Annotated in this window: 18 protein-coding genes; 5 read left to right on the top strand and 13 right to left on the bottom strand. The window is 72.8% G+C overall.

Annotation, left to right across the window (positions count from 1 at the left end):
- Positions 1-41 precede the first annotated feature (41 nt).
- From C8E97_RS00575 to C8E97_RS00555, 5 genes are all read right to left on the bottom strand, one after another.
- Positions 42-755: a DedA family protein gene (locus tag C8E97_RS00575; RefSeq protein ID WP_211346886.1), complete on the bottom strand. Its 714-nt coding sequence runs from the start codon at positions 753-755 to the stop codon at positions 42-44.
- Positions 756-764: 9 nt separating this feature from the next.
- Complete coding sequence (locus C8E97_RS00570) at positions 765-950, bottom strand: hypothetical protein (protein WP_121000604.1); 186 nt, start codon at positions 948-950, stop codon at positions 765-767.
- Positions 951-954: 4 nt separating this feature from the next.
- Entirely contained in the window at positions 955-2,112 is a 1,158-nt protein-coding gene (gene nagA / locus C8E97_RS00565) for an N-acetylglucosamine-6-phosphate deacetylase (RefSeq protein ID WP_121000602.1), read from the bottom strand.
- Complete coding sequence (locus C8E97_RS00560) at positions 2,109-2,999, bottom strand: ROK family protein (RefSeq protein ID WP_211346885.1); 891 nt, start codon at positions 2,997-2,999, stop codon at positions 2,109-2,111. Before C8E97_RS00560 ends, nagA begins: the two co-directional genes overlap by 4 nt.
- A gap of 752 nt (positions 3,000-3,751) precedes the next feature.
- The gene (locus C8E97_RS00555; protein ID WP_121000598.1) at positions 3,752-4,330 is read right to left on the bottom strand and encodes a SigE family RNA polymerase sigma factor; all 579 of its coding nucleotides are present in this window, start codon (positions 4,328-4,330) and stop codon (positions 3,752-3,754) included.
- An 84-nt stretch (positions 4,331-4,414) separates the two neighbouring features.
- Between C8E97_RS00555 and C8E97_RS00550 the strand changes: the two genes are divergently transcribed.
- On the top strand, positions 4,415-4,693 hold the full coding sequence (locus C8E97_RS00550; protein WP_121000596.1) for a YciI family protein: 279 nt from the start codon (positions 4,415-4,417) through the stop codon (positions 4,691-4,693).
- Positions 4,694-4,700: 7 nt separating this feature from the next.
- On the opposite strand, the gene C8E97_RS00545 is transcribed toward C8E97_RS00550, so the two are convergent.
- Positions 4,701-5,675, bottom strand: a complete 975-nt coding sequence (locus tag C8E97_RS00545; protein ID WP_121000594.1) for a short-chain dehydrogenase/reductase — start codon at positions 5,673-5,675, stop codon at positions 4,701-4,703.
- Positions 5,676-5,711: 36 nt separating this feature from the next.
- Positions 5,712-6,002 carry an aldo-keto reductase family protein gene (locus C8E97_RS00540; RefSeq protein ID WP_121000592.1) on the bottom strand — a complete coding sequence of 97 codons (291 nt, stop codon included), beginning with the start codon at positions 6,000-6,002 and terminating at the stop codon, positions 5,712-5,714.
- A gap of 112 nt (positions 6,003-6,114) precedes the next feature.
- Here C8E97_RS00540 and C8E97_RS00535 point away from each other — a divergent pair, with 112 nt between their 5' ends.
- On the top strand, positions 6,115-6,942 hold the full coding sequence (locus C8E97_RS00535) for an LLM class F420-dependent oxidoreductase (RefSeq protein ID WP_121000590.1): 828 nt from the start codon (positions 6,115-6,117) through the stop codon (positions 6,940-6,942).
- A 63-nt stretch (positions 6,943-7,005) separates the two neighbouring features.
- On the opposite strand, the gene C8E97_RS00530 is transcribed toward C8E97_RS00535, so the two are convergent.
- Positions 7,006-7,290, bottom strand: a complete 285-nt coding sequence (locus C8E97_RS00530) for a DUF427 domain-containing protein (RefSeq protein ID WP_121000588.1) — start codon at positions 7,288-7,290, stop codon at positions 7,006-7,008.
- Positions 7,291-7,383: 93 nt separating this feature from the next.
- Between C8E97_RS00530 and fbaA the strand changes: the two genes are divergently transcribed.
- Positions 7,384-8,418, top strand: a complete 1,035-nt coding sequence (gene fbaA / locus C8E97_RS00525; protein WP_121000586.1) for a class II fructose-bisphosphate aldolase — start codon at positions 7,384-7,386, stop codon at positions 8,416-8,418.
- Positions 8,419-8,479: 61 nt separating this feature from the next.
- Here the strand turns inward: fbaA and C8E97_RS33920 are convergent, their stop codons facing one another.
- Together C8E97_RS33920 and C8E97_RS00520 are read right to left on the bottom strand one after the other, a co-directional pair.
- Positions 8,480-8,668: a hypothetical protein gene (locus tag C8E97_RS33920; protein WP_147454966.1), complete on the bottom strand. Its 189-nt coding sequence runs from the start codon at positions 8,666-8,668 to the stop codon at positions 8,480-8,482.
- A gap of 83 nt (positions 8,669-8,751) precedes the next feature.
- Entirely contained in the window at positions 8,752-9,888 is a 1,137-nt protein-coding gene (locus C8E97_RS00520; RefSeq protein WP_121000584.1) for a hypothetical protein, read from the bottom strand.
- Positions 9,889-10,173: 285 nt separating this feature from the next.
- Here C8E97_RS00520 and C8E97_RS00515 point away from each other — a divergent pair, with 285 nt between their 5' ends.
- Positions 10,174-10,581 carry a DUF3151 domain-containing protein gene (locus C8E97_RS00515; protein WP_121000582.1) on the top strand — a complete coding sequence of 136 codons (408 nt, stop codon included), beginning with the start codon at positions 10,174-10,176 and terminating at the stop codon, positions 10,579-10,581.
- Between the two features lie 11 nt (positions 10,582-10,592).
- Positions 10,593-11,687, top strand: coding sequence for an FUSC family protein (locus C8E97_RS00510; RefSeq protein WP_246018581.1), 1,095 nt, complete (start codon positions 10,593-10,595; stop codon positions 11,685-11,687).
- Here the strand turns inward: C8E97_RS00510 and C8E97_RS00505 are convergent.
- The 3 genes from C8E97_RS00505 to C8E97_RS00495 form a co-directional block, all read right to left on the bottom strand.
- Positions 11,678-11,926: a hypothetical protein gene (locus C8E97_RS00505; protein ID WP_121010483.1), complete on the bottom strand. Its 249-nt coding sequence runs from the start codon at positions 11,924-11,926 to the stop codon at positions 11,678-11,680. The genes C8E97_RS00510 and C8E97_RS00505 overlap by 10 nt on opposite strands.
- On the bottom strand, positions 11,926-12,546 hold the full coding sequence (locus C8E97_RS00500) for an HNH endonuclease family protein (protein WP_425470650.1): 621 nt from the start codon (positions 12,544-12,546) through the stop codon (positions 11,926-11,928). The genes C8E97_RS00505 and C8E97_RS00500 overlap by 1 nt, the downstream gene beginning before the upstream one ends.
- A gap of 117 nt (positions 12,547-12,663) precedes the next feature.
- On the bottom strand, positions 12,664-13,341 hold the full coding sequence (locus tag C8E97_RS00495) for a diacylglycerol kinase catalytic domain-containing protein (RefSeq protein WP_425470440.1): 678 nt from the start codon (positions 13,339-13,341) through the stop codon (positions 12,664-12,666).
- Positions 13,342-13,360 lie beyond the last annotated feature (19 nt).

Genomic DNA, 13,360 nt, shown 5'->3' with positions numbered 1-13,360 from the left:
CAGCCGCGCCGGGGACCGGGGTCCCCGGCGGCGGCGCGGGGTCAGTCGATCCGCCGGAACTGCTGGGTGATGTCGTCGGCCTCCTGCGCGAGGAGCGCCTTCTTCTCCCGGCGCGCCTTGATGACCTCGATGATGATCGGGATCACGGAGAGCAGCACGATCAGGATCAGCATCATTTCGAGGTTGTCGCGCACGAACGTGATCTGGCCCAGGAAGTAGCCCAGGACCGTCAGGCCCGCCGCCCACGCGATGCCGCCGATGAGCGAGTACGTGAAGTACTTGCGCGCGTCCATCCGGCCCACGCCGGCCATCGCCGTGATGAACGTCCGCACGATCGGCACGAACCGGGCCATCACGATGGCCCGCGCGCCGTACTTGTCGAAGAACTCGTGCGTCTTGTCGACGTACTCCTTCTTGAAGATCTTCGACTCCGGCTTGTTGAACAGCGCGGGACCGGCGCGCCAGCCGATCCAGTAGCCCACCACGTTGCCCGCCAGGGCGCACACCGTGAGCAGCAGGCACACCAGCCACAGCGGGTAGTCCAGGAGGTCGTTCGCCACGAACAGACCCGCCGTGAACAGCAGCGAGTCGCCGGGCAGGAAGAAGCCGACCAGCAGACCGCACTCGGCGAAGATGATGAAGCACAGGCCGACCAGCATGTACGGCCCGAGACCTTCGAGCAGCTTCTGCGGGTCCAGCCACTCCGGGCCGAGGGCGAGCGAGGAGGAGGCGATCGCGACCGTCACCCGGACCACGGTACAGCGTCAACCGAGCGTGATCACCGCCACGACCGCTCCGGCGACCAGGCCGAGCAGCGCGGCGACCAGCAGCACCCACCCCGCGCCCGGCGCGGGGCGCGCCGGGCGGAACGTCGGGGCGGGTCCACCGCCGGTGCTGGTGGCCTGCGCGCGCAGGGCGTCGGCCACCAGCCGCTCGTGGTCGTCGGGCACCCCGTCAGTCTTTCACCCACTCGCCGCGGCTCATCACGTCGCGCGGCCGGAAGTCGGCGTCCAGCACCACCAGGTCGGCCGCCAGGCCCTCCCTGATCTCGCCGGTCCGGTCCGCCAGCCCGAGCAGCCGCGCCGGCCGGGTCGAGGTGGCGACCACCGCGTCCTCGACCGACAACCCGCACGACTGCACGGCGTTCCGGAACGCCACGTCCATCGTGAGCGTGCTGCCCGCCAGGGAAGCGCCGCCCGCGAGCGTCGGCACGCCGTCCACCACGCGCACCTCCAGCCCGCCCACGTCGTACACGCCGTCGCCCACGCCCGCCGCCGCGATCGCGTCGGTGACCAGGACGGTCCGGCCGCGCCCCGCGTGCCGGGCGGCCAACCGCACCGCCGTCGGGTGCAGGTGCACCAGGTCGCAGATCAGCTCCACGGTGACGCGCTCGTCGTCCAGCAGCGCGCCGATCGGACCGGGCTCCCGGTGGTGCAGCGGGCGCATCCCGTTGAACAGGTGCGTCGCCACCGTCGCTCCGGCCTCCACGGCGGGCCGGATCTGGGCTTCGGTCGCGTCCGTGTGGCCGATCGCGGCCAGGACATCGTTGTCGACCAACTGGCGGACCGCCTCCACGCCGTGCTCCAGCTCCGGCGCGACGGTGACCATGCGGACGGTGCCGCGACCGGCGATCAGCAGCTGGTTCACCGACGCGCGGTCCGGCGGGCACAGGATGGCGGGATCGTGTGCGCCGCAGCGGGCCGCCGACAGGAACGGGCCCTCCAGGTGGATGCCCGAGACGACCCCGTCCTGCACGAGTTCGGCCAGCGCCGCCACCTGGTCGGCGAGTTCCGGGATCGGTCGCGACACCAGGCTCGCCAGCATCGTCGTCGTGCCGTGCCGGCGGTGCGCGGCGGCGGCCTTGCGCACCCGTTCCGGATCGGCGCTGGTGAACGCCTCCCCACCGCCACCGTGGCAGTGGATGTCCACGAAGCCCGGCACCAGCCAGTCGCCGCCCACGTCCGTGGTCGGCCCGTCAGGGGCGGCACCCTCGCCGACGGCGACGATCAAGCCGTCGCGCACGGCTACCCAGCCCTGGTCGAGCACCCCGTCGGGCGTGACGACCCGACCACCGGTCAGGGTCACGTCCACCGGTCCACCCCACGTGCTCATGTCTCCTCCAGCATGTCGATGGCCAGCAGCGCGGCCCCGAGGCACCCGGCCTCGTCGCCCAACGCCGCGAGCCGCAGTTCCGGACGCCGCTGGAACGTGATCAACCCGTCCAGCCGGTCCCGCAACGGGTCCGTGAGCAGCGGCCCGGCGAGCGCGAGACCTCCGCCCAGGACCACCGCCTCCGGCCCCAGTAGAGCCGCTACCAGCAGAATGCCCTTCGCGAGGGCGTCCACCGCTTCCTGCCACACCACCACCGCGTCCGGCCGGCCCTCGCGGACCAACCTCGCGACGTCGGCGGCACCGCTGACCGGATCACCGGTCCGCTCGGCGTACCGGCGCGCGATGGCCGCCGACGAGGCCCGCGCCTCGACACAACCCGTTTGGCCGCAGCCGCACGGGTCGCCGTGCCCGACGTCGACGTGGCCGATCTCGCCGACGCTGCCGTCACCCCGGTAGATCCTGCCGTCGAGCACGAGGGCGCCGGCGATGCCCGTGCCGATGGGCATGATCACCGCGTTCCGGAGCCCACGGGCGTTGCCGACGCGCAGCTCGGCCAACCCGCCCGCCCGCACGTCGTGGCCGAACGCGGTCCTCGTCCCCGTCCGGGCCTCGACCTGCTTGACGAACGGGAAGTCGTGCCAGCCGAGGTTGGCCGAGTACACGCCGACGCCGTTGTCCTCGTCCACGACACCCGGCACGACGAGCCCGACCGCCTCCACCTCGGTGTCCGCGCGCAACTCGTCGACCAACGAGGCCACCTGGCCGACCACGGCCTCGGCGTCCCGAGTCGTAGCCCGACGCCGCTGCTTCACCGCCCGCACGCCGCCGGCGGTGCCGGCCACGAGGGCAGCCTTGGTCTCGGTACCGCCGACATCGACGGCTATCACGTGTCTAGTGCGCGCCACGAGGACCGATAGTGCGGCATCGGCCCACCATTGGTCTATACCAAGTGCCCGATTCCCCCACCCGGTACACCTCCGGCCGCCTTGCGCACCCCCGAACGCAAGCCCCCGTCAAGCCCTCCGGGACCCCAGCCCCACTCCCGGCACCAAGCCCCTTGCCTCCGCCCCCCGACACCGACCCGGACCCCTGCACGCGCAGCACAGATCCGGGCACACCGCACCGCGCAGCACAGACTCCTGGTCTCGTGTTCTCCCCGTATGGCCTGCCCGCAGGGCAACCACAGTCGGTCAGGGGGCGCAAGCACGCTTCACCGCTTGCGCCCCCTGACCGACTGTGGTGGTCTTTGACAGGTCATGCGGGGAGAACACGACGCCTTTAAAGCTTTTCCTCCCCGGAGGTCTGCCCAGCGGCGAGCGTTTCTTTTCTTTCGGCTGAGATCAGCACAGAAGTTCTTCGGTTTGAGCGGGTCAAAGCTTAAAGAAGGGCGCTCGCCGCTGGGCAGGCCACCAAGGATGAGGGCAAAGCTTCTTCGAAGCTTTGCGAGCTTTTCAAGCTTCTTCGAAGCGTGAAAAGCTTTGTGGCTGCGTGTCATCCCCGTACGGCCTGTCAAAGACCACCACGCTTGTCAGGCCAGGTCAAGCGGTGAAGCGTGCTTGACCTGGCCTGCCAAGCGTGGTTGCCCTGCGGGCAGGCCGTACGGGGATGACACGCAGCCGGCAGAGGTGTGTCCTGGCGGTCAGCGGGCGGCCATGATCTTCTGAAGTGCGTCGAGGGCCCTGCTCGCCGTGCTCTTCACGGTGCCCTTGGAAATGCCCGTCGCCTCGGCGATCTCGGCTTCCGAGAGGTCGCCGTAATAGCGCAGCACGAGCACTTCGCGCTGTCGTGGCGGCAATTGGGACAGGGCCGCGACCACCGCCTGGTGTTCCGCCGTCAGCATGGCCAGGCTCTCGGCCGAGCGGGCGTTCGCCACGTGGGGCGGTGTGTAGTCGCGGGCCGTTTTGCGGCGGCGTAGGACGCTGCGTGAGCCGTTGACGACGGCCGTGCGCAGGTAGCCGACGGCCGCCTGGGCGTCCCGCAGGTTGGACCAGTTCCGGTGGAGGCCGGTGAACGCCTCCTGGACCACGTCCTCGGCGGTCGCCGGTTCGTCCACGAGGAGCAGGGCCAGGCGGACGAGCCTCATCCGGTGCTGGCGGTAGAGGTCTTCCAGCGTCAGGGGACCGGTCGGGGGCGGAGCCACGCCGTCCTGGATGCGCAGGTTCGTCAGCGTGTTCTGCACACGCGCGATGCCGCCGCTGTTGTGTTCCGAACCGACCACGGAAAAGACGTTACCTGGTGGGTGGTCGGGCTCGGGCCGGCCGGTAACTTCGGGCTGGACATTGGTCTCTTCCGGAGGTGGACGGTGGCCCGGTACGTGGTCGAGTTGGTGTTCGGGGACAACCGGGACGAGCGGCTCGCCGTGCGCCCCGCGCACCGCGAGTACCTGGCGACGCTGGTCGAGCGGGGCAAGCTGCTGGTGTCCGGGCCGTACACCGACCAGTCGGGCGCGGTGCTGGTCTACGACGTCGAGGACGAGGCCGAGCTGCGGGAGGTCCTGGCCGCCGACCCGTACACGCCCGCCGGCGTGGTGGCCGAGACGCGCGTGCACGAGTGGCAGCCGGTGACGGGGATGTGGCTCTGACCTCGGGTCAGCCGCCGGCGTCGGCGCCCTTCCCTTGGGCGTCCTTCCCTTGGGCGCCCTTCCCCTGGGCGGGCTTCGCCAGGCCCGCCGCCCGGCCGCCCGGTCCGACCAGGCCCGACAGGTCGGACCGGACGCCGTCCGCCATCGCCCGGTCGGCGGCGGGCACCCGGCTCGCCGCCTGCTGGTCCACCACCCTCGGCGCGAGGGCGCGGAAGAGCTTCAGGCCGGCGACCCAACCGGGCGCGTGCGCGGTCCGGGCGCGGCGCTCGACGGCCCGCACGACGGCCTTGGCCGCGGCCGACACCGGGTACTTCCGGCCCGCCGGCCCGCGCATCCCGCGCCGCAGCGGCCCGAAGACGGGGTGCCGGTCCGCGCTCTCGACCATGTCCGTGGAGATCCACGAGAAGTACGCCACGCCGACGCCGACACCCAGGTGCCGCACCTCCGCGCGCAGGCTGTCCGCGAACGCCTCGCAGCCCGCCTTCGCCGCCGAGTACGCCGCGTTGCCGGGGATGTGCACGATCGCGGCGAGCGACGACACGACCAGGCAGTAGCCCTGACTGGCGATCAGGTGCGGCAGGCAGGTCCGCACGGTCCGCCACACGCCCAGCAGGTTGACGTCGACGACCCGCTCGAACGCGGCCGGGTCGATGGAGCGCACGAACCCGGTCGCGGCGACGCCGGCGTTGGCCACCACCACGTCGATGCCGCCGAAGTGCCCGACCACGCCCTCGACGGCGGCCTCCAGCGCCTGCCAGTCCGTGACGTCGGCCTCCCACGCCCGGCCGCCGCACCGCTCGGCGACCCGGCGCAGCTCGTCGCCCTCCAGCCCGACGAGCGCCACCCGCGCGCCCCCGGCCGCCAGCCGGCGGGCCACCTCCGCGCCGATGCCCCTGGCCGCGCCGGTGATCAGGACAACCTTGCCCGCAACGTCCACGGTGACCTCCTCGAACGGGTTCGCCTGGAGGTCACCGTAACGCAACTTACCGACAGTAAGCTACTGGCGAGTTAAAGAAATTCAGGCGTCGCTCGCGGCCGTCGACCGGGCCACCTCGTCCAGCACGGCGAGGACGCGCGGGCCCCGCTCGTCCAGGTGCCCCGACGCGGCGGCGGCCCGCGCGCTGCCCACGTCCGCGCCCGGCCGGTACTCGCCGGTGAGGGAGTCGCGCGCGAGCGACCAGTACGGCCCGGCGTCCGCCACCGCCGCTGGCGGCTCGCCCTCGTAGGGCCGCTCCAGCAGGTTGTCGTGCGGCTGGAGCGCCACGTGCGCGGCGAACCCCTCGCGCCGGGAGACGGAGGGTTTCGTCATGCTGGGAACCCGACCGCACCGGGCGGGGGCGCGCTGAACGTCACAGCCAGGACTAAATGGTCGGATGTTCGGGTTGCGGTGGTCGACGCCGGGTTTTTCGAGAGGAATCGACATGACCGTGGAGCTGGGCAGGTTCGGCGTGTGGGCACTGGCCGAGCGCTGGGAGGGCCGGGCGGAGGCCGCGGCCGAGCTGGAACGGCTCGGGTTCGGCACGCTGTGGCTGGGCGGCGCGCCCGACGGCGGTGTGCTGCGGCTGGTGTCCGACCTGCTCGACGCCACCGACCGGCTGGTCGTCGCGACCGGCATCCTCAACGTCTGGACGACCCCGGCCGCCGAGGTGAACGCCGGCTACCGCGACCTCGCGTGGACCGACCGGTTCCTGGTCGGCGTCGGCGCGGGCCACCGCGAGCGGGTCGGTGAGGAGTACCACGGCCCGTACCAGAAGCTGGTGCACTACCTGGACGAGCTGGACGTGCCCCGCGACCGGCTCGCCCTGGCCGCGCTCGGGCCGCGCGTGCTGCGGCTGGCCGCCGCGCGCACCAGCGTCGCCCACCCCTACCTGGTGACGCCCGAGTACACCGCGCGGGCGCGCGAGACGATCGGCTCCGGCGCGGTCCTCGCGCCCGAGCAGCACGTGGTGCTGGAGGAGGACCCGGCCAGGGCCCGCGAGATCGGCCGCGCGAACCTCAGCCGCTACCTGGGGCTGTCGAACTACGCCCGGAACTGGCTGCGCAGCGGCTTCACCGAGGAGGACCTGAGCGGCGGCGGCAGCGACCGGCTGGTGGACGCGCTGGTCGCGTGGGGCCCGGTGGACCGGGTCGCGCGGCGGCTGCGCGAGCACCACGAGGCGGGCGCGGACCACGTGTCCGTGCAGCTGCTCGGCGAGCGGCAGGACACGTCGCCGGAGTTCCGCGAACTCGCCGCCGCGCTCGCGGAGTAGCGGGACCGCGGGGGACGGAGCCGGCGGGACCGCGGGGGCGGTGCGGACCGCCCCCGCGACCCGTCAGTCCGAGACCTCGACGCCGCGCCAGAACGCGACGTGGCCCTTGATGTTCGCCGCGGCCTCCTTCGGCTCGGCGTAGTACCAAGCGGCGTCGGCGTTCTCCTCGCCGTTCACGTGCAGCGTGTAGTAGTTCGCGGTGCCCTTCCACGGGCACACGGTCGTGGTGTCGGATGGCCTCAGGTACTGGGCGTGCACCGACTCCGCGGGGAAGTAGTGGTTCCCCTCCACCATCTCGGTCCGCTCGCTCTCGGCGATGATCTCGCCGTTCCACCGTGCGATCGCCATGACCCCACTATGCCGGTGATCGACTTCTCCCACCGGGCGGTGCCCGTAGGATGCCCCCGACACCGCGTTCCGGGCACCCGAGGAGGACCACCGATGCCCATCGCAACCCCCGAGGTCTACGCCGAGATGCTCGACCGCGCCAAGGCGAACGAGTTCGCCTACCCCGCGATCAACGTCACCTCGTCCGAGACTCTCAACGCGGCGCTGCGCGGCTTCGCGGAGGCCGAGAGCGACGGGATCATCCAGGTCTCGACCGGTGGCGCCGAGTTCGCGTCCGGCACCAAGGTCAAGGACATGGTCACCGGCGCGGTCGCGCTGGCGGAGTTCGCGCACGTCGTCGCCGCGAAGTACCCGGTGAACATCGCGCTGCACACCGACCACTGCCCCAAGGACAAGCTGGACGGCTACGTCCGCCCGCTGGTCGCGATCAGCCAGGAGCGGGTCGACCGCGGCCTCGACCCGCTGTTCCAGTCGCACATGTGGGACGGCTCGGCCGTGCCGCTGGACGAGAACCTGCGGATCGCGGCGGAGCTGCTGGAGGCCACCGCCAAGGCGAAGATCATCCTTGAGATCGAGGTGGGCGTCGTCGGCGGCGAGGAGGACGGCGTCGCCAACGAGATCAACGACAAGCTCTACACCACGCCCGAGGACTACCTGAAGACGGTGGAGGCCCTCGGCACCGGTGAGAAGGGCCGCTACCTGGTGGCCGCGACGTTCGGCAACGTGCACGGCGTGTACAAGCCGGGCAACGTGAAGCTGCGCCCGGAGATCCTCAAGCAGGGCCAGGACGTGGTGGCCGAGAAGCTGGGCCTCGCGGCCGGCGCCAAGCCGTTCGACCTGGTCTTCCACGGCGGCTCGGGCTCGCTGCTGGAGGAGATCCACGAGGCGGTCTCGTACGGCGTGATCAAGATGAACATCGACACGGACACGCAGTACGCGTTCACCCGCCCGATCGCGGGCCACTTCTTCACCAACTACGACGGCGTGCTGAAGGTGGACGGCGAGGTCGGCAACAAGAAGGCGTACGACCCGCGCAGCTACCTCAAGGCGGCGGAGCAGGGCATGGCGGCCCGCGTCGCGCAGGCGTGCGAGCACCTGAAGTCCTCCGGTCGGATGATCGCCGGCTGACCCCGGTCGACCCGCGCGACGGCCCCCGCCACACCCGGCGGGGGCCGTTCCGCGTCCGGGGTCAGCCGGTCCGGCCGCACATGCGGCAGACGGCGGCCTCGACCGGCTCGTCCTGCGCGGCGGCTGCCCCCGGCGCGCGCAGGCCGTAGGTGGCGGTGGCCGGCATGGTCACGGTGCGGCGGCCGGCGGCGGTCAGCGCCAGGCAGGCCACCAGGACGACGGCGGGCACGCGCGCTCGGAGTCGCGTCATCGAAGGCCCTGGGGGTGATCGACAGGTGCGCGATCAATCCTCGGGACCCGTGCCCGCCCGGAACACCGGGCGGGCGCCCGTGCTCACAGCGGGGCTGCCCCCACCCGCGCCGCGCCGCCCGCCGCGAGTTCCCGGCGCCGCGCCAGGAGGTCGCCGACCGTCCACAGCGCGGCCAGCGCGACGAACGTCACGGCCGCCGACGTGAAGTCGATCGGCGGCGCGGCGTCGAGCGCCTGCTGCGCCCGGATGCCGCCGTAGCCCAGGCCCGTCACCGCCGCCGCGCCGAGCACCGCCGCGAGCGGCGCGGGCACCCGGCCCAGGTGGGCCGCGTCCACGGCGAGGCCGACGAGCACCAGGAACAGCGGCACGGCCGACAGCGGGAAGTCCATGCCCGCGAGCAGCGGCCAGATCAGGCACCGGTAGGCCACGTACCCGGCGGCCACCGCCGTCGCCGCCCAGCGCCCGCCGATGGTCCGCCGGGCCACCACGAGCACCAGCGCCGCCGTGACCAGCCCCCACACCGGGTAGACCCAGTCCGGGATCGGGAGCGAGAACTGCACGATCGACTCCCGGTCGACCGGGCGGCCGATCTGGTCGGCCGCGAACCGGAGCAGGATCGGTTCCGCGTACGGGTCGCCCCGGTCCCAGGACGCGATCTCCAGCACGCCGTACTCCTGGTGCTGGTTGGGGAACCACGTGTTCTCCAGGAAGAAGAACCACAGCGCCGCCAGGCCCGGCACGCGCCACGCCGTCGCCGGGAACAGGCGCACCCAGCCGCGCAGCGCGCCCGCCAGCATGATCGCCGTGCCCAGGTACAGCAGGGCGTGCGACCCGCTCCACGACGTGATGTCCAGGCCGTTGACCCGGTGGTTGATCAGGTCGATCGGCAGCGCGACCAGGAAGATCCCGGTGCCCCACTGCATCAGCCGCAGCGAGCGGCGGTCGACGCCGTAGCCGGTGTAGGTGTGGAACAGGGTCAGCCCGACGACGATGACCGTGCCGAGCGTGTTGATCACGTGCGGCGGCGCCAGCTCGTCGCGCAGCCACTTGAAGTGCCACGCGACGTCCCAGGACGACCCGAGGAGCTTGAGCAGCAGGCCGACCAGCCACAGCCGGTACAGCCCCGCGACGAGCGCGGGCGGGGACTCGCGCCCCGGCTCGCCCCGCTCCCAGTACCGGTCGCGGAACTGCGCGACGCGTGCGGTAACCCCCGTTTTCACCCGCCCATGATGCGTCGCGGGTGGACGGTCGGGAAGCGCGCCCGCCCCTGGTCTTTCCCGGACCGACCCCTAGGGGACGTGGCCGACCTGCGCGTTTCCCGGCGGGTCGGCGCGAAAGGGTGACGAACGTTGCTCCTTTCAGCCGAGCCGGGCAAGGTGCGGCCTGAGAGTTTGCTGAGAACGGAGTGGCGAGCATGGTACGGAAAGTCGTCGCCGGGATCGTCGTGGCGGCCCTGGCGCTGGCACTGGTCGCTGCGGCGGCCCGCGCCTTCCTATCCTGAGCACATGGACAACCTGCTCGGCCCCGACCCGACGCTGCTGCCCGACCGGCCGGAGGCGCAGGCCGCCGCCGAGGCGGGCACCGACCCGGCGAAGATCGTCCGCGCCTACCCCGACTTCAGCGAGGCGTGGGCGCTGCTCGCCGAACGCGCGCTCCAGGCGGGCGACCCGGTGGCCGCCTACGCGTACGCCCGCACCGGCTACCACCGCGGGCTCGACCAGCTGCGCCGGGCCGGCTGGAAGGGCTTCGGCCCGATCCCCTGGTCGCACCGCCCCAACCAGGGCTTCCTCCGGGCGCTCGCCGCGCTGGCCCGCGCGGCCGACGGGATCGGCGAGGCCGACGAGCACGAGCGCTGCACCACGTTCCTCGCCGACAGCGACCCCGCCGCACCCGCCGCGCTCGGCCTGGGCTGACCGTGGGAGCCGTGCGCGACGAGGTGGCGCGCAGGCTCCGGCGGTGGCAGAGCACGGCCTTGCCGATCGGCCAAGCCGGGCTCGCCGCGGGGCTGTCGTGGCTGGTGGCGACCTCCGTCGTGGGCCACACGCGCCCGTTCTTCGCCCCGATCGCCGCCGTGGTGTGCCTGGGCGTGTCGCTCGGGCAGCGGCTGCGGCGCGTGGTCGAGCTGGTCGTCGGCGTGGCCGTCGGCGTCGGTGTCGGCGACGTGCTGATCTCGCTCATCGGCTCAGGCCCGTGGCAGATCGGCCTGGTCGTGGCGCTGGCCATGTCCACGGCCGTGCTGCTCGACGGTGGCGCGGTGATCGCGTTGCAGTCCGGCTCGTCCGCCGTGCTGGTCGCGACCCTGCTGCCGCCGAGCGCGGGCGGCGGGCTGGACCGGATGGTGGACGCGCTGGTCGGCGGGCTGGTCGGGCTGGCGGTGACGGCGCTGCTGCCCGCGAACCCGCTGACCGTGGCGCACCGGCAGGGCAAGGTCGTGTTCGGCGAGCTGACCACCGCGCTGCGCGGGGTGGCGAAGGCCGTCGAGGAGCGCGACGCGGTGCAGGCGGCGGGCGTGCTGGCGCGGCTGCGCACCAGCCAGGAGGCGCTGGACGAGTTCACGACCGCGCTGCGCACCGGCGGCGAGATCGCCACCATCGCGCCGATCCGCTGGCGGCGGCGCGACGAGCTGGGCCGCTACCAGGCGACCGCCGCGCCGGTCGACTACGCGTTGCGCAACATGCGGGTGCTCGCGCGGCGGGCGCTGGCGGCGCTGCGGGACGGGGAGCAGCTGCCCGAGGTCCTGCCGGAGGTGCTGCGGCAGTACTCGGACGCGGTGGACCTGCTGCGCGTCGAGCTGGCCCGCGGCGACGAGCCCGCGGGCGCCCGCGCGGCGGTCCGGGACGCGGCCCGCGCGGCCACCGCCCACCGGCTCGGCGGCGAGGGGCTGTCCACCAAGGTGGTGCTGGCCCAGGTGCGGTCCGTGGCGGTGGACCTGCTCCAGGCCACCGGGTTGTCGCGGTCGGAGGCGGCGGAGGCGTTGCCGCCCCTGACGCGCCGGGGCGGCAACGACCGTCAGCCCTGAGGCCGGTGGAGCACGCCCACCAGCACCCGGTGCACGGCGTCGTGGTCGCGCGGGTCCGCGATGCGGCACTCGGCGCCCGTGACGGCGTACCACTCGTCCGCGCCCTCGTAGCGCACCTGTGCCCGCAGCACGCCGTCCACCAGCGTGGTGCGCAGTTCGAGGTCGCCCGTGACGACGCCGACCTCGTCGGTCATCACGCCGCCGGGCCCGGCCACGAGGCGGGACGAGCGGTCGGCCATCAGCACCTCCCGAGCATCGACTGCAACGCGGACTTCTCGGCGGAGTCGACCTTCAGGCCCCACCGGTGCTTGGTGTGCACCCACATCTTGGCGTAGGTGCACCGGTAGGAGGTCAGCGGCGGCTGCCACCGCGCCGGGTCCTGGTCGCCCTTGGCCTGGTTCACGTCGTCCGTCACGGCGATCAGCTGCGGTCCGGCGAGGTCGTTGGCGAACGACTGCCGCCGCGCGGTGGTCCACGAGGACGCGCCGGACCGCCACGCCTCGGCCAGCGGCACGACGTGGTCGATGTCCACGTCGGACGCCGCGCTCCAGGTGGCCCCGTCGTACGGGCTGTACCAGCGGCCGGACGTCGCGGCGCAGGAGGCGTCGGTGACCACGGACGTGCCGTCGCGCTTGAGCACCGTCTCCCGCGTGTTGCACGTGCCGGAGACGGTGGTCCAGTGCGGGAACAGGTCGCGCGAGTAGCCCGCCGTCGAGCCCTCGGCGGCGACGGTGAGCCCGGCCAGCTCGGCCTGGGCGGTGGCCGTGCCGGGGATGTCGGGCGGCGTGGCCGCCGCGGGCGCGGCGACGCCGAGGACGAGCGCGCCGGTCAGGAACAGGGTGAGCGGGGCTGTGCTGATCCGTAACAAGGTTCCGACCTTCCGGAGGGGGAAGCTGTCGGAATCACCTTGGGTCGATTCTCCTGCCTGCTCAATGCTGTCGAGTGACGCACCAATGGACGATGAACGAACTGTGCGTCACGACACTCCGCGCACCAGCCGGAGGTCCTCCGTGTGGCGGTACCAGGTCCACTTGCCCATCGGGCGCGGGTGCGCGACACCGTCGACGTCGACCTGGACCGGCAGGCACCCGAGCTGGAACGCCCGGCCCTCGGTCGTCTGCGCCTTGCGGGTGAACAGCCTCTTGTGGATCACGGTCACCAGCAGGCCGAGGCCGCCGTCCGGGTCCGGCGTCACCTCCAGCCGGCTCGCCTGGCCCCGCAGCACCACCGTGTCGTCGGCGTACCCGACGCCGCGCACCGGGCCGAGCGAGCCGAGGCCGACCAGGACGCCGCCCACGTCGTCGCGGACGAGCGACACGCGGTCGGGCTCGCCGGACAGCGCCAGGTCGAGGGCGCGGCCCGGATCGGTCGGCAGGCCCCAGACGCGGGCCGCGTCCGACCGCTCGTCCACCGGCACGTACCCGACCGCCACTTCGGCCAGGCGTTCGGTCCGAAGCAACCTCAGCACCACCGCGTTCAGGTCGGCGTCGGTCCCGTGCACGACGAGACGCCGCTCACCCAGCTCCGCCAGCACCGGGTCCACCTCGGCCTTTCCCGGTCGGGTCGGCAGCCGGCGCACCTCGAACCGATCACCGTCAGTGATCGACGGCGACAGCGAGTTCCCGCAGGCCAACACGATTCCGCGCACAATCATCTCCTGGTCTACCCTCGAG

The organism is Saccharothrix australiensis, assembly GCF_003634935.1.
Lineage (GTDB): Bacteria > Actinomycetota > Actinomycetes > Mycobacteriales > Pseudonocardiaceae > Actinosynnema > Actinosynnema australiense.
The sequence above is the reverse complement of the archived record's forward strand: the minus strand, read 5'-3'. Positions and strand labels throughout refer to the sequence as shown.

What these genes read in the sequence shown, in the direction of transcription:
- C8E97_RS33920 (WP_147454966.1), bottom strand. Translation starts at nt 8,668, where the DNA reads ATGACGCGACTCCGAGCGCGCGTGCCCGCCGTCGTCCTGGTGGCCTGC.
- C8E97_RS00495 (WP_425470440.1), bottom strand. Translation starts at nt 13,341, where the DNA reads ATGATTGTGCGCGGAATCGTGTTGGCCTGCGGGAACTCGCTGTCGCCG.
- C8E97_RS00530 (WP_121000588.1), bottom strand. Translation starts at nt 7,290, where the DNA reads ATGGCGATCGCACGGTGGAACGGCGAGATCATCGCCGAGAGCGAGCGG.
- C8E97_RS00515 (WP_121000582.1), top strand. Translation starts at nt 10,174, where the DNA reads ATGGACAACCTGCTCGGCCCCGACCCGACGCTGCTGCCCGACCGGCCG.
- C8E97_RS00540 (WP_121000592.1), bottom strand. Translation starts at nt 6,002, where the DNA reads ATGACGAAACCCTCCGTCTCCCGGCGCGAGGGGTTCGCCGCGCACGTG.
- nagA (WP_121000602.1), bottom strand. Translation starts at nt 2,112, where the DNA reads ATGAGCACGTGGGGTGGACCGGTGGACGTGACCCTGACCGGTGGTCGG.
- C8E97_RS00505 (WP_121010483.1), bottom strand. Translation starts at nt 11,926, where the DNA reads ATGGCCGACCGCTCGTCCCGCCTCGTGGCCGGGCCCGGCGGCGTGATG.
- fbaA (WP_121000586.1), top strand. Translation starts at nt 7,384, where the DNA reads ATGCCCATCGCAACCCCCGAGGTCTACGCCGAGATGCTCGACCGCGCC.
- C8E97_RS00535 (WP_121000590.1), top strand. Translation starts at nt 6,115, where the DNA reads ATGACCGTGGAGCTGGGCAGGTTCGGCGTGTGGGCACTGGCCGAGCGC.